The sequence below is a fragment of the Photobacterium gaetbulicola genome, assembly GCF_003025515.1.
Taxonomy (GTDB): Bacteria; Pseudomonadota; Gammaproteobacteria; order Enterobacterales; family Vibrionaceae; genus Photobacterium; species Photobacterium gaetbulicola.
This window is the reverse complement of the sequence record NZ_PYME01000034.1, coordinates 14,724-28,628: the sequence shown is the minus strand read 5'-3', so window position 1 is coordinate 28,628 and position 13,905 is coordinate 14,724. Positions and strand designations below refer to the sequence as shown.

Here is a 13,905-nt window from a genome sequence, read left to right as displayed (position 1 = left end):
ATGATTGTCCTGTCTTAAAGTTAAAAAATAAAAGGGGGAAATCTGTAGCAAAAAAGGCGGATCCTCATCCTGAAAATCCGCCGGGTTGTTTCTTGGTTAAGACTTAGTTGTAACGCTTAGCCTTGTATTCTGGGTGCATCAGGTTCTGTACCGAGAAGATGTCGTCTAGCTGCTCTTCAGTTAGAAGGCCACGCTCTAGAACGACTTCACGGACGCTCTTACCAGTTTCAGCACAGATCTTACCTACGATGTCACCTTCGTGGTGGCCAATGAATGGGTTTAGGTAAGTAACGATACCGATAGAGTTGAACACGAAGCTTTCACAGACTTCTTTGTTCACTGTGATGCCGTCGATACACTTGTCACGTAGGTTGATACACGCATTCTTCAGGATGTCGATAGACTCGAACAGTGCCTGGCCGATCACTGGCTCCATAACGTTCAGCTGTAGCTGGCCCGCTTCTGCCGCGAAAGTGATGGTTGTATCGTTACCGATGACTTTGAAGCAAACCTGGTTAACCACTTCTGGCACAACTGGGTTTACTTTTGCTGGCATGATAGAAGAGCCAGCTTGCATTTCTGGTAGGTTAATTTCGTTAAGACCAGCACGAGGACCTGAAGAAAGAAGGCGCAGGTCGTTACAGATCTTAGACAGTTTAACCGCGGTACGCTTAAGTGCACCGTGAACCATGACGTAAGCACCACAGTCAGAGGTTGCTTCGATTAGGTCTTCTGCTGGTACACATGGTAGGCCAGTTACTTCAGCTAGACGCTGAACGGCCAGCTCCTGGTAACCTGTCGCCGCGTTAAGGCCTGTACCGATAGCTGTGGCACCTAGGTTAACTTCTAGAAGTAGCTGAGCGGTGTACTGAAGGTTCTTGATTTCTTCTTTGATAAGTACGCCGAACGCGTGGAATTCCTGACCTACAGTCATAGGTACTGCGTCCTGAAGCTGGGTACGGCCCATTTTCAGTACATTAGCGAACTCTTTGTCTTTCGCATCGAAAGCACCTTTCAGGTACTCAAGTGCTTCAAGCATAGTCATGATGCTGTTGTATACCGCTACACGGAAACCAGTAGGGTAAGCACAGTTAGTAGACTGAGACTTGTTAACGTGGTCGTTCGGGTTAACGATGTCATATTCGCCTTTTTCTTTGCCCATTAGCTCAAGAGCAAGGTTGGCAATAACTTCGTTGGTGTTCATGTTGACAGAAGTACCGGCACCGCCCTGGTAAACATCTGACGGGAATTGATCCATGCACTTACCTGTTTCAAGGATCACATCACACGCCTTGATGATGTATTCGCCCACTTCTGATGGGATCACGCCCAGCTCTTTGTTCGCCATTGCCGCTGCTTTCTTGGTGAAAACCATACCGCGAACGAACTCTGGAACGTCAGAGATAGTCGTGTTAGAGATATTGAAGTTTTCTACTGCGCGTAGGGTGTGGATACCCCAGTAAGCGTCGGCTGGAACTTGGCGTTCGCCTAGTAGATCTTCTTCGATACGAGTAGCAACGTTGTTTGCCATTGCTTCATTTTTTTCTAGATCAATCATCTGAGACATGACGTAGCCTTAGTGGAATCTGCTAATTAAATTCAAATATTGAGCCAATTCTGAAACTTTAGAATCCATTCCGCAGAGAGTTTGGCTAGATGATCGTACCTGACACCTATTGTCTGCTGCCGATAATACTCCCCTTTAGGGGTAAAAACATAACCCAGATCACTTTTTTAAATGGACTGAAAACATTTGCACAGGAATGAGATCTTGCTCACAAATACTGTTAATAACTATTCTGTGCTTTATGATTAAAGATGACCAAATATGACAAAATGTGAAATCAGTGTTGGATCAACCGCAGTCGTCTTATTGTAATCAATCGTTACACTGAAACCCCACAGAAAAGAGTTGAAAAACGCCTATCAGCTCCCAATATTATCTAGAAGCGAGAGATATTTTGTGGTGTGGTCAAAACGTGCCACACTCAGGCTCTCATTATTGCTCACCAGCAAGGGGAAAACCGTGTTTCCGATTTTACTTTTTTTGTTTATCGTTGTGCCGATTGTTGAAATAGCGCTGTTCATCCAGGTCGGCGGCTTCCTCGGCCTGTGGCCGACCATGGGGCTGGTGCTGGTCACGGCGGTAGTGGGGGCTTCGTTGGTCCGCAGCCAGGGTATTGCCACGCTGATGTCGGTGCAAAATCGGTTGCAGCAAGGTGAGTTGCCTGCCCAGCAAATCGTAGAAGGGGTGATGCTGGCGGTATCGGGCGTGTTGCTGCTGACCCCGGGATTCATGACCGATGCCATGGGCATGGCGGTACTGCTGCCGGGCCCGCGTGCCTGGCTGGCCAAGCAATTGATGAGCCGGGTCAAGGTGCACGGGGTGTCATCCGGTGCCGGATTCAGTGCTGGCTTCGGTCCGGGCCAAGGGTTCGAACAACATGACCCGTTCAACCAGCAACGTGACCCGTTTAGTGGTAGTGAGCAAGATCGCCAGCAGGGTGGTGATGTGTTTGACGGCGAGTTCGAACGCAAAGACGACAAGAAGAATGACGACGACTCACCACGTCTTCATTAAGCGCGATAACGCATAGCAATAATAGACATAAAAAAGACAGCCTCGGCTGTCTTTTTTTGTTAATGCTGTTCATATTTGTTGCGGCATGTAAATGCGCTACAAAGTGAACTAGGAAATGGGTTCTGCATGCCAGCGCCGACGCAGCCGAACTGCATACAGGTAGGCAGTCAATCCGCTCACTGCATTGGCCACGGCAATACCGACAAATAGGCCTTTGGTGCCGTGAAGGGTACTGCCCAGCCAAGCCAGCGGTAGCAGCAGGGCAAACAGGCGCAGCAGGTTCCAGATCAGGGCATCAACCGGGCGGTGCATGGCGTTGAGGGCACTGATCAATAGCATGCAGACCGCTTGCAGGCCATAGCTGGCCGGGACCAACACTAGATAGTGCCACAGCTGTGACTGAACCGCCGGGTCTTGGCTGAACAGCGAAGACAGTGGCCAACTCAGCGGTACCATCATAATAAAGATCAGCAACTGAAATAGGATGGCAAAGCGCATGGCGGTAAACAAAGCGGCAAACGCGCGCTGGGGTTTATCGGCCCCGAGATTTTGTGCCATGAACGGCATCAGTGCCGATCCCAGCGCCATCATCACGGTGATTAGAATCGACTCGATCCGCATTGCCGCCCCGTAGGCGGCGACCGACGCCGTGCCCTGGATAGCCAGCAGTGCCATTAGCAAGGCGCCTGATAGCGGGTTGAGGGCGTTGGATAGCCCGGCCGGGGTACCTATTTGCAGGATTTGGCGCCAGTCGCCTACTAGGCGAGATAACTGTGGTGGCGCGACCAGCTTCTCGCGTTTGATAAGCACATGGAGCGAGCCGGCTAGGGCAAAGGCCCAGCTGATCCCGCTGGCAATAGCAGCGCCTTTCACTCCGAGTTCAGGAAACGGTCCAATACCGAAGATCAATAAGGGATCCAGCGCGCCGTTGATCGCGCCAGCAAGGATCATGATCTTGGCCGGGGTTTTGGCATCGCCGGTAGCGCGGATGGCACTGTTGCCTGCCATTGGGATCACCAGCAGTGGGATCGCCAAGTACCAGATAGACATATAATCGCTGATGATAGGCAGCAAGTCCGCCCGCGCGCCTATCAGGCTGAACAGCGGCTCGATAGTCAGCACGCCCAGGGTAGAGGCTAACACCATCATCATCACCGCCAGCAGCAGGCCGTGGGTGGTCAGCCGGGCTGCGCTGCGGGTATCGCCGCTACCGAGCAGGCGACCGATGCTGGTGGAGATGCCGACACTGATCCCCATGGTGATGCAGTTAATGGCAAAAGTGATCGGGAAGGTAAAGCTTACTGCTGCCAGCGCTTCGGTACCGAGCAGGGATATAAAAAAAGTATCGACCAGGTTGAACATCAAAATCGCCACCATGCCGAAAATCATCGGTACGGTCAGGCGCTTAAGTACATCTGGGATAGGCTCGGACAGCAGCCCGTGCTTGTCCGGCCGGCTGTCGCCAGCCTTGGTTATCTCTGGCTTGTTGTGATCTGCCATGGTCGTCTCGGGAAAAGAATGCCCGCCTACCCTAATGCAAAGAGTGTGATCGGGCAAAAAAACTGTCAGAAAATTTTGAAAAAATAGCGTCGCAGGGCTTGGGTTCTCAAAAAAAGACCCAACATGTCTATGTATCAGAAAAAGTAAATGGCCTTTCCATTTACTTTGTTAATCGTATGGATATTACCAAAATCAGGAGAGACGACCGATGAACATTCGTCCTTTACATGACCGAGTTATCGTTGAGCGCCAAGAAGTTGAATCTAAGTCTGCTGGTGGCATCGTGCTAACAGGCTCTGCTGCTGAAAAATCAACTCGCGGTAAAGTACTGGCTGTAGGCAATGGCCGCATTCTAGAGAACGGCACGGTTCAGCCGTTGGACGTTAAAGTTGGTGATACTGTGATCTTTGCTGAAGGCTACGGCACGAAGACTGAAAAGATCGACGGTAAAGAAGTCCTGATCATGTCTGAAAACGACATCATGGCAATCGTTGAATAATCCGTTCACCTCGAATATAGAATTAAGAAAGGAAGAAAGACATGGCTGCAAAAGACGTTAAATTTGGTAACGACGCACGTATCAAAATGCTAGAAGGTGTCAACGTTCTGGCTGACGCAGTAAAAGTAACCCTGGGCCCTAAAGGCCGTAACGTGGTACTGGACAAGTCATTCGGTGCTCCGACTATCACTAAAGATGGTGTATCAGTTGCGCGTGAAATTGAGCTGGAAGACAAGTTCCAGAACATGGGCGCACAAATGGTTAAAGAAGTGGCTTCGCAAGCGAACGACGCGGCGGGTGACGGTACTACAACGGCAACCGTTCTGGCGCAAGCTATCGTCAACGAAGGCCTTAAAGCCGTGGCTGCGGGCATGAACCCAATGGATCTGAAGCGCGGTATCGACAAAGCCGTTGTTGCTGCGGTTGAAGAGCTAAAAGCGCTGTCTGTGCCATGTGCAGACACCAAAGCGATTGCTCAGGTTGGTACTATCTCTGCTAACTCTGACGCGACTGTGGGTAACATCATTGCTGAAGCGATGGAAAAAGTAGGCCGTGATGGCGTTATCACGGTTGAAGAAGGCCAGGCGCTACACGATGAGCTAGACGTAGTTGAAGGTATGCAGTTCGACCGTGGCTATCTGTCTCCTTACTTCATCAACAACCAGGAAGCGGGCAGCGTTGATCTGGAAAACCCATTCATCCTGCTAATCGACAAGAAAGTATCGAATATCCGCGAGCTGCTACCAGCACTTGAAGGTGTAGCTAAGGCGTCTCGTCCACTGCTTATCATTGCAGAAGACGTTGAAGGTGAAGCACTGGCAACGCTAGTTGTGAACAACATGCGCGGTATCGTGAAAGTCGCTGCGGTTAAAGCACCTGGTTTCGGTGACCGCCGTAAAGCCATGCTACAAGACATCGCGGTACTAACTGCTGGTACAGTGATTTCTGAAGAAATCGGCCTTGAGCTAGAAAAAGTTCAGCTTGAAGATCTTGGTCAGGCAAAACGTATTTCTATCACTAAAGAAAACACCACTATCATCGACGGTACTGGCGAAGAAGAAATGATTGCCGGCCGCGTTGCTCAAATCCGCCAGCAAATCGAAGAAGCCACTTCAGACTACGACAAAGAGAAACTACAAGAGCGCGTTGCTAAGCTAGCAGGCGGTGTTGCAGTGATCAAAGTCGGTGCTGCGACTGAAGTTGAAATGAAAGAGAAGAAAGACCGCGTTGAAGATGCCCTGCACGCAACCCGTGCTGCGGTAGAAGAAGGCGTAGTGGCTGGTGGTGGTGTTGCCCTTATCCGTGCGGCATCTAAAGTTGTAGACCTACAGGGTGACAACGAAGAGCAGAACGTAGGTATCCGTGTTGCACTACGTGCCATGGAAGCGCCTATCCGTCAAATCACCAAGAACGCCGGCGACGAAGAGTCTGTAGTGGCAAACAACGTGAAAGCGGGTGAAGGTAACTACGGCTACAACGCTGCGACTGGCGAATACGGCGACATGATTGAAATGGGTATCCTAGACCCAACAAAAGTCACCCGTTCTGCGCTGCAGTTCGCGGCTTCTGTTGCTGGCCTGATGATCACTACTGAAGCGATGGTAACAGACCTACCACAGAAAGACGCTCCTGCAATGCCTGATATGGGCGGCATGGGCGGCATGGGTGGCATGGGCGGTATGATGTAGTGCGACAAGCGTCGCGCTGACCGTTCCTTGGCATACAGTGCCAAGGTGAGTGGAAATATTGTTTATATATAACCACTCTAGTTTGCTCCACGAGGATGTAACGGCAACGCTCTTCCCAAGAGCTCCTCGATAATTTACACCCGGTGAGAAATCACCACTAATTGAACGAGCCAGTCCAACTGGCTCGTTTAATCCCAAAGTGTTCAAGAGCCTATCTTGAGCATCCTCTCAAAAACTTCTTTCTCGGAAGTAGGTACTCTATTGCCTACGAAAAGCAAGAAACCCATCAATAATAACGGTCATCCGACTAAAGCTTGTATTCGTATTGTCTTACTCTCATTAATTTTGAGTTGATAAGACCAACTTTGTAGCAAGTTGTAGCCTAGGGATAGTGCGAGTCTGGTAACGGACTGGTGTGAAGCATCCTGACAATGTACCCCCTGCAAAGGTGCTATTCCTGCGTGAGCAGAATAGTAGATATCGATAATGACAATCGATTGAGGGGCTAGGCTCAGCTATACGGTTAACGTAAGTGAACTGTTGATAAACAACGTCAGCCGCAATGAGCGAAACGTCTTTGATACGCTCTAACCAAAAGGTATGTGGACAGGTTTTTCCTTTTACATCTGGGAAAACGCTACTGTAGTGCCACCGTTGAATAGACAGAACCTAACTAGCTGTTTGTATGAATATAAGAACTTGGTAAGCCCTACTGTTTGCCAGAAATGGCAGGGAAGTCGCAAGGCAACCTGATGAGCAAGAGGGTAAAGGAGGAAAGAAAAAGCGAATGTTTTACTGTAATGGTAAAAATAGAGGTTCAAAATTTGCCTCACGTGAAAACGGGCAGACTTCTTTCTGGTCTTTAATCGTGTGAAAGCATGTAAAGCCGCTAACAAGCGCCTAGGCGCCTAAAACTAATCAAACCCTTATGGGATGAAGAGTACTTTATCCCGTAAGGGATCATTGTGCCTTCTTTCTGTGGGATTGGTTATACCTACATGGAGAAAAGCAAGATGAGTAAAACTTCGGTAATACCTGCGTTCTCCCACTCGGCGGATGATTGGCACAGTATCAACTGGGAGCTAATGAATCAGAGAGTGAAGGGGCTACAGGTAAGGATCGCGAAAGCAACGCTGAAATCAAATTGGAGACAAGTAAAGCAATTACAACGCATGTTAACTCATTCGTTCGCTGCCAAAGTGCTCGCCATTAGGCGAGTCACAGAGAACCGTGGAAAGAGCACTACTGGTGTAGATGGAGAAATCTGGAATACACCTGCCTTGAAGTGGGATGCAATAAACACGCTAAAGCGAAAAGGCTATAAGCCTAAACCTCTCAAGCGAGTTTATATTCCCAAAGCCAATGGCAAACTGAGGCCGCTGGGGATTCCGACAATGCGCGACAGAGCGATGCAGGCACTATACCTGCTAGCACTTGAGCCTGTTTCAGAATCTACAGCGGACAGGAATAGCTACGGCTTTCGTCCTCATCGTTCTTGTGCTGATGCTATCGAACAATGCTTCGTAAACCTCAGCCGGAAATCAAGTGCTCAATGGGTACTGGAAGGGGATATCAAAGGGTGTTTTGACCATATCAGTCATAACTGGCTTATCGATAATATCCCTATGGATAAATCGATACTCAGAAAGTGGCTGAAAGCTGGGTTCATGGAATCAGGAAAACTTAGTCCGACTGACGCTGGTACACCTCAAGGGGGAATTATTTCACCCGTACTAGCGAATATGGCTTTGGATGGACTAGAAACAGTGTTGGAATCCCGCTTCGGGAAGAAAAACACCAAAGCTAGTTATAAAACTAAAGTTAACTACGTACGTTATGCCGACGACTTCATTATCACTGGGATCTCGAAAGAGTTACTAGAGACAGAAGTATTGCCATTAGTGAAAGCCTTTATGGCCGAGCGAGGGCTTCAACTTTCTGAAGAGAAGACGTTGATAACAAACATAGAAAAGGGCTTTGATTTTCTGGGGCAGAATGTACGTAAATACGATGGCAAGATGTTAATCAAACCATCGAATAAAAACGTTAAGACCTTTCTGCAAAGTATACGAGAGTACCTCAATAGCCATAAAACGGTGCCAGCTAGGGCAGTCATTGCCAAGCTAAACCCGATGATCCGAGGATGGTGTAACTACCATCGGTGGATATGTGCTAGCGAGACATTCAAATATATTGATTACAGAATCTGGAAAATGCTTTGGCAATGGTGCAAGCGAATCCACTTAAATCGCAGAAAACGCTGGATTAAAGAGAAATACTTTAAAACAGTAGGTGATAGAAACTGGGTATTTAGCGCACCGAAACCAAATGGGGAAGGCGGACACTATCGCTTGCTGAGTGCTGCGAGGGTGAAAGTCGATAAGCATGTGAAAATTCGGGCACTAGCGAATTGTTACCTACCAGAAGACGAACAATACTTTGAGCGTTTGAAGGTGCAAAGATTGAAAAAATCCTTGGCGGGCAACATGAAGCTCTGGAAGATTGCAATCAGGCAAGATTACAAATGTGCGATATGTAATCAGTCATTTCATTGGGAAGATAATTGGGATGTACACCATATTATCCGACGAGTGGACGGCGGGTCTGATAATAGCTCGAACCTCATGATGTTGCATATTAATTGTCATAGGCAGATCCATGGTATAACTTAGTTCATAACACCTATGAGCCCTAGAAGTTAACTATGGAAGCTAAAAATAAATCACAACAAGGACTTAAGCTGATAGAAGAAGCCGTTTTGCAGTTCATCGCAGAACACCCTAACGGGGTTAGCAATGCAACTATTGCTGATGAATTGGGATTACAGTCCGATATAGCGGGGAAGCATAAGAATTACCTATCTTGGTCAATTCTTGGCAATCTAGTTAATCGAGGCTTAGTGATAAAAAATGGTTCTAGGCATGATGCAAAGTACTTGGCTCGTGATTAGTTGCTGGTTCACACCTGTGAACTTATAAAGGCTTGAGCCGTATGCGGGGAAACTCGCACGTACGGTTCTTAGGGGGCGGTGGCGCAGTAATGCGTCGCTGCTACCCGACATACCCCTATCTCACTGAGATAGATATAAAATTTGAAAACGGAGGCGAAAGCCTCCGTTTTTTTATGGCTGGAAAAGGCAATATCATCTTGTAGGGACGTATTTTTCCCATGACGGGCTTGTCAGGAAAAAAGCTCAGAAAGCTGTACATAGTATATATTGTATAATATCAATAGCTTATGAGCGTTGGGTTTATCTTGGGTGAACAGGGTTGAGATTGCTTTGCTTTTTGGTGTCCAGCACGCAAAAAGCTGAACGCGTGAGACTTAAGGGAGGGGATCGCTGAGGCTTCTTGAGCGTGAGTGCTTGACGCTGAAAGGCAAAGCAAATGGCCTGCCTAGGTTCACTTGGCAAAAAGCCAGGGAAGCTGTACGCAAAATAAAACCCTTCATATCAACAGCTTACGTTTGATTATTGGCGGGATTTTATGGCGCCTGATTTTGAGCTGCTTTTGGCTGTTGTTTTGGCAAAAAGCTGTACGAGTGAAAGCGGCTTTTTCCCGTCTTTCTGCTGGAAAATGGCGAAAACAGCAGAAATGAGTTTGTCAGGGAAAAAGCCGAAAAAGCTGAACAATTATTTATGTCTTTACAATCAAGCGTTTGAGCTCAAATTAAGAGGTTGGGGATACAGGTGGTCAAACCGCTCACAAAAAAGCAGTTTGAGAGCCCTATTGCTGTACATCCTGGTTGGCTGCTGCCTCTTGCCGATTGCGATTGGATTTTTCTAAAACATGTTCCTCTGGGCTGGGCTCTCCCGTTGCCGCTATGGCCTCGGCTGCGCTCTTCGCCACATCCTGCCTGTCATCTCCTTCCTGGCGGTGGCGTTTGACCCTCTTCAGTTGGCGCCGGTCGCTCAGGTGGGCGTGGACACCTTTGCGTAATACACGCAGGCTATTTTCCAGCTTATCGACGCCGAGCAAAATCGCCACCACGATACCGGTCATGAGCACTGCCGTCTGGCCGTAGCCCAGACCAATGGTGATCCCGAGGGCGGCCAGCATCCATACCACGGCCGCCGAGGTGACGCCATGGATTTGCCCGTCCCGGGTCATCATCACACCGGCGCCCAAAAAGCCGATACCGGTGATCACCTGTGCCATGACCCGGGAAATGTCGGCGTTGTTGGTCGATAACGTCTCACCCAGGGTGATGAAAAAATAGGTTCCCATGATGATTAAGGTTGAGGTGCGGATCCCGACCGGTTTGCCCCTGATCTGGCGTTCCACCCCAATCACCGTACCGCAAATGGCGCATTGCAAAAGGGCTGGCCAGGCAAAGGGCGTAATATCAAGCCACATAACCGTTGTCGCTCCTGTCTTTGAATGTGTTGGCTGATGAAAAAAGCAGCCCGGGAGCTGCTTTTCATCTGAGTTCTCTGTATGCCGCAGGCGAGAGGGAATTACTGGTGAGAATTGCGGCGGCTTTTTTTGCCGGCATTTTTCTCGATGTATTCCACAATCATCCCGGCGATGTCTTTGCCGGTCGCCCCTTCAATACCTTCCAGGCCCGGAGAGGAGTTGACTTCCATCACCAATGGCCCGCGGTTGGAGCGCAGCAAGTCAACACCGGCAACGCTGAGTCCCATGGCTTTGGCGGCCGCCACGGCGGTTTTGCGCTCTTCCGGGGTAATGCGGATTAATGATGCACTGCCACCGCGGTGTAGGTTGGAGCGGAACTCGCCTTCTGCGCCCTGGCGCTTCATTGCGGCAATCACCTTGTCGCCGATAACAAAACAGCGGATGTCGGCACCACCGGCTTCCTCGATGAACTCCTGCACCATGATATTGGCTTTGAGCCCCATAAAGGCTTCAATCACACTCTCGGCGGCCTTTTGCGTCTCGGCCAATACCACACCAATGCCCTGGGTGCCTTCCAGCAGTTTGATCACCAGCGGCGCACCGCCGACCATTTTGATCAGATCCGGCACATCGTCGGGTTTGCTGGCAAAGCCGGTAATTGGCATGCCGACGCCCTTGCGGCTGAGTAACTGCAGCGAGCGCAGCTTGTCCCGAGAACGCGAAATCGCAATCGATGGGTTCACCGAGAACACATCCATCATTTCGAACTGACGCAGTACCGAACAGCCGTAAAAGGTAATATCCGCACCGATACGCGGAATAATGGCGTCAAAGCCCGTCAGATCTTGGCCTTCGAAGTGAATCGACGGCTTGACCGAGTTGATATTCATATAACAACGCAGCGCGTTGATGATCACAGCTTCGTGGCCGCGCTGTTCAATGGCTTCCCGCAGGCGGCGGGTTGAGTACAGGTTTTCGTTCTGGGAGAGAATGCCAATTTTCATTGCGTTACTCATTAATAAGGTGATGGATTGCCTGCAGGGCGTGAAGTTTGGCTGCCTTCCTCGCCAGCAGATTGGAGCGCGACTATGCGCTTACTTGGTTTAAAAAGCGAGCGATTTGACGATGATCTTTTTTAATCGCATCCATCAAATAATTTTCTCAATCCGATACTAATTTACCTACTGTGTTCGTTTTTGTTGCGTGGGTTTTCCTGGCAGAAAGCGCGAAAAGCTGTACATGATAATAAGTTATTTAATATCAGTTACTTATCTGCTTGCCTTTGATTTTAACATGGCTGGTCAAATACTTGCTCATGTTTTATCTGCACATGACAGGGTTTGCTGTACGCTTTGCGGGTTTTGACCGAAAATGAGACCTTTTTGGTTGTTGTGAGCTTGCCGGTAAAAAAGCCAGAAAAGCTGTACATAATTAAACTCTTTAAAAACAACAGCTTACAATGTTTATGGTGAGCACTGTCTTGAAGGTTGGTTTTGAGCACCTAAAAGGTGGATGTTTGTTGTTTTGCTGTACGGTTTGGGCGGTTAGCAACGTGAGGGACGACTGCAGTACACAACGGCACTGCAGTAGGTGACAGAAAAGTATGTGCTGCGCTAAGGGTTACTCGAGGTGCAAATCCAACGGGGTCTTGCTGCGGCGGCCGCCGATTTCGCGGGTCAGTTTCGGCACCATATAGCCCGACACATTCTCCATCAGGCCAGCCATCAGCTGGCGAGCAGCGTGGTCGTCGACCATGAAGTGCGCCGCACCCTGGACTCTATCTAATACATGGAGGTAGTAGGGCAGGATACCCGCATCAAACAGCGCCTCGCTGAGCAGGGTCAGGGCTTCGACGTTGTCGTTGACACCTTTTAGCAGCACCCCTTGATTGAGCAGCGTGACATCGGCCTGCTTGAGCCCCTGCATCGCCTGCTTTAATTCCCTATTGATCTCGTTGGCATGGTTGATGTGCGTTACCAGTACGGTCTGTAGGCGGCTCTGAGCCAGCATTTGGCATAGCTCTGGGGTGATGCGTGATGGCAGTACCACCGGCAGGCGGGAGTGGATACGTAGCCGCTTGATATGCGGAATGGCACTGATGGCATCGATCAGCCAGGCCATTTCGCTGTCTTTAGCCATTAGCGGATCGCCGCCAGACAGAATGATTTCGTTGATTTTCGGTTGGGCGGCAACATAGTCCAGCGCGACTTGCCAGTTGCGCTTGCCGCCCTGGTTATCCTGATAGGGGAAGTGGCGGCGGAAGCAATAGCGGCAATTGACCGCACAGCCGCCTTTGACAATCATCAGTGCCCGGTTCTGGTACTTGTGCAGCAGGCCGGGAATGGCGTTGTCCTGCTCCTCGAGCGGATCTTGCGAGTAGCCCGGGTGAACCTCGAACTCTTCAGCTAGTGGCAATACCTGTCGCAATAACGGGTCGTGGGGGTTGCCAACTTCCATTCTTTCGACAAAGCTCAAAGGGACACGCAGCGCAAATAACTTCCGGGCCGCCAAGCCTTCTGCCCACGGGGTGGGATCGATTTTCAGGCTATTTAGCAGTTGAATCGGATCAGAAATCGCATTAGCAAGATCATTCAGCCAGTTTTGCTCAACAGATGAGGCGTTTCGGGTTATTATGTGCGGCATTAAATACAACTCGAAGATGTTAAGAGGATAAAAATGGCGTCTTTCAGCACCAATGAATTCCGCGGCGGAATGAAAATTATGCTAGATAATGAACCATGTGTCATTATCGAAAACGAATTTGTTAAGCCAGGCAAAGGCCAGGCGTTCAACCGCGTTAAAATCCGTAAGCTGCTTTCAGGCAAGGTACTGGAGAAGACTTTCAAGTCTGGTGAAAGCGTTGAAGCTGCAGACGTAATCGATACTGATCTTGATTACCTATACAACGACGGTGAGTTCTACCACTTCATGAACAGCGAGACGTTCGAGCAGATCGCTGCAGACGCAAAAGCGGTAGGTGACAACGCGAAGTGGTTGGTAGAAAACGACTCGTGCACGCTAACACTTTGGAACGGCAACCCAATCGCCGTGACGCCACCGAACTTCGTTGAGCTTGAAGTGACTGAAACCGATCCTGGCCTGAAGGGTGATACCCAGGGCACAGGTGGTAAGCCGGCAACGCTATCAACCGGTGCGGTAGTACGTGTACCTCTGTTCATCGCTATCGGTGAAGTGATCAAGGTTGACACTCGTTCAGCTGAATATGTTGGCCGTGTGAAGTAATTCGCTTTCGGTTGTATAAAGAGGTCGCCTAGGCGGCCT

At 49.4% G+C, this 13,905-nt stretch carries 10 protein-coding genes and 1 pseudogene; 6 read left to right on the top strand and 5 right to left on the bottom strand.

The features are described 5' to 3' along the window. Positions 1 to 103 precede the first annotated feature (103 nt). Positions 104 to 1,567, bottom strand: a complete 1,464-nt coding sequence (gene aspA / locus C9J03_RS22630) for an aspartate ammonia-lyase (RefSeq protein WP_044622067.1) — start codon at positions 1,565 to 1,567, stop codon at positions 104 to 106. 459 nt (positions 1,568 to 2,026) lie between these two features. Between aspA and C9J03_RS22625 the strand changes: the two genes are divergently transcribed. Beyond that, positions 2,027 to 2,581 carry an FxsA family protein gene (locus C9J03_RS22625; protein WP_044622066.1) on the top strand — a complete coding sequence of 185 codons (555 nt, stop codon included), beginning with the start codon at positions 2,027 to 2,029 and terminating at the stop codon, positions 2,579 to 2,581. Between the two features lie 108 nt (positions 2,582 to 2,689). Here the strand turns inward: C9J03_RS22625 and C9J03_RS22620 are convergent, their stop codons facing one another. Next, a complete protein-coding gene (locus C9J03_RS22620) occupies positions 2,690 to 4,081 on the bottom strand; it encodes an MATE family efflux transporter (RefSeq protein WP_044622065.1) in 1,392 nt (463 codons plus the stop codon). A gap of 208 nt (positions 4,082 to 4,289) precedes the next feature. On the opposite strand from C9J03_RS22620, the gene C9J03_RS22615 reads away from it, so the two are divergent. From C9J03_RS22615 to C9J03_RS26790, 4 genes are all read left to right on the top strand, one after another. Continuing rightward, the gene (locus tag C9J03_RS22615) at positions 4,290 to 4,580 is read left to right on the top strand and encodes a co-chaperone GroES (protein WP_036832752.1); all 291 of its coding nucleotides are present in this window, start codon (positions 4,290 to 4,292) and stop codon (positions 4,578 to 4,580) included. 41 nt (positions 4,581 to 4,621) lie between these two features. Beyond that, complete coding sequence (gene groL, locus C9J03_RS22610) at positions 4,622 to 6,268, top strand: chaperonin GroEL (RefSeq protein WP_044622064.1); 1,647 nt, start codon at positions 4,622 to 4,624, stop codon at positions 6,266 to 6,268. A gap of 1,013 nt (positions 6,269 to 7,281) precedes the next feature. Continuing rightward, positions 7,282 to 8,940, top strand: coding sequence for a group II intron reverse transcriptase/maturase (gene ltrA / locus C9J03_RS22605; RefSeq protein ID WP_044622063.1), 1,659 nt, complete (start codon positions 7,282 to 7,284; stop codon positions 8,938 to 8,940). A gap of 32 nt (positions 8,941 to 8,972) precedes the next feature. Continuing rightward, positions 8,973 to 9,218: a MarR family transcriptional regulator gene (locus C9J03_RS26790; RefSeq protein ID WP_044622062.1), complete on the top strand. Its 246-nt coding sequence runs from the start codon at positions 8,973 to 8,975 to the stop codon at positions 9,216 to 9,218. A 931-nt stretch (positions 9,219 to 10,149) separates the two neighbouring features. Here the strand turns inward: C9J03_RS26790 and C9J03_RS22600 are convergent. The 3 genes and pseudogenes from C9J03_RS22600 to epmB all read right to left on the bottom strand — a co-directional run. Further along, a pseudogene (locus C9J03_RS22600) lies at positions 10,150 to 10,623 on the bottom strand (MgtC/SapB family protein); the annotation flags it as partial. A 101-nt stretch (positions 10,624 to 10,724) separates the two neighbouring features. Then, a complete protein-coding gene (gene rimK / locus C9J03_RS22595) occupies positions 10,725 to 11,627 on the bottom strand; it encodes a 30S ribosomal protein S6--L-glutamate ligase (RefSeq protein ID WP_039459779.1) in 903 nt (300 codons plus the stop codon). Positions 11,628 to 12,243: 616 nt separating this feature from the next. Next, positions 12,244 to 13,266, bottom strand: a complete 1,023-nt coding sequence (gene epmB / locus C9J03_RS22590) for an EF-P beta-lysylation protein EpmB (RefSeq protein WP_039459775.1) — start codon at positions 13,264 to 13,266, stop codon at positions 12,244 to 12,246. 33 nt (positions 13,267 to 13,299) lie between these two features. On the opposite strand from epmB, the gene efp reads away from it, so the two are divergent. After that, positions 13,300 to 13,866: an elongation factor P gene (gene efp, locus C9J03_RS22585; RefSeq protein WP_039459773.1), complete on the top strand. Its 567-nt coding sequence runs from the start codon at positions 13,300 to 13,302 to the stop codon at positions 13,864 to 13,866. Positions 13,867 to 13,905 lie beyond the last annotated feature (39 nt).